The following is a 1,119-nucleotide window of genomic DNA, read 5'->3' on the forward strand; positions in this document are numbered from 1 at the left end:
TTTAGTGCGGATCCCAGCTCATCCATCATTGTGGTGTTGCCCACGTACAGAACGGAACGTTGATGAATGCTCTCCGGAATGATACCAAGAATATCCTGCTCACCGTCTATTGCCTTGCCGCCGGCCTTTGCATAAACAAAGGCGAAGGGATTGCACTCATACATTAACCGCAACTTTCCTTTCGTTTTGTCCTGGGTTGAAGGGTAAAGAAAAATGCCGCCCTTGATCAGATTTCGGTGCAAATCGGCTACCAGACTACCGGTATAGCGAAGCGTAAAGCGCCGGCCACCCTCCTGTTCCTGCAGATAAGACAAGTATTGTTGAACAGCAGGCGGAAACAAACGAAGCATGCCAAGGTTTACCGAAAACATTGTCCCTTTTTCATTGCACCGCATATCGGGATGGCTGAGACAAAACTCGCCGATGGAGGGATCAAGTGTAAAGCCGTTCACGCCAATCCGGGTTGCATATACAAACATCGTAGACGAGCCATAAATCACATACCCTGCGGCCACCTGCTTGTTACCGGCTTGTAGAAAATCGGCGATTGTACAAGGTTTACCCGGTTCGGACACCCGTTTGAACACACTAAAAACGGTCCCGATGGAAATGCAGGTTTCAATATTGCTTGAACCATCCAGCGGATCGAACAACACAACGTATTTGCTCTGGTTACTTAGTTCATCATCAAACACAATGATGTCATCTTCTTCTTCACTACACACCTGCACAGCTCATGCCGCTTCGAAATACAGCAATCATCTGATCGTTGGCGAAGCGGTCGAGTTGTTTCACTTCTTCACCCTGGATATTTACATCTCCCGTCGTTCCGAGGATATTCTGCAGTCCGGCCTTGTTAATCTCCGCATTGATTCGCTTTGCCGCAAGGCCAAGGTCACGCAACAAGCGGCTTAACTCGCCTGTACCACCGGGAAAAAGACGTAGTTGCTGAATCGTGAATTCGTCGAGTGTCATGCAAGACTTGAGCATAAAATTTTCTGTTTTCGTTCGTTGCTGTTTACCTTCTGCTGTAAGGTCCACCGCAAATTACGTTTTTGCGATCAGGCAACGGCGATCGGTTTGTAGGTTGGCACCAGCGCTTTCATCACCGCCCAGCCA

General features: G+C 48.5%; 1 protein-coding gene and 1 pseudogene. Both read right to left on the reverse strand.

From position 1 onward, the window contains the following. On the reverse strand, positions 1 to 479 hold a 479-nt coding region (locus D6024_RS27480; RefSeq protein ID WP_317125290.1), incomplete at its 3' end, for a class 1 fructose-bisphosphatase. Further along, positions 459 to 990: pseudogene (locus tag D6024_RS27520) on the reverse strand (class 1 fructose-bisphosphatase); the annotation flags it as partial. The pseudogene D6024_RS27520 and the gene D6024_RS27480, both read right to left, overlap by 21 nt. Between the last annotated feature and the right edge of the window lie 129 nt (positions 991 to 1,119).

The organism is Flavisolibacter nicotianae (assembly GCF_003628535.1).
Taxonomy (GTDB): domain Bacteria; phylum Bacteroidota; class Bacteroidia; order Chitinophagales; family Chitinophagaceae; genus Flavisolibacter; species Flavisolibacter nicotianae.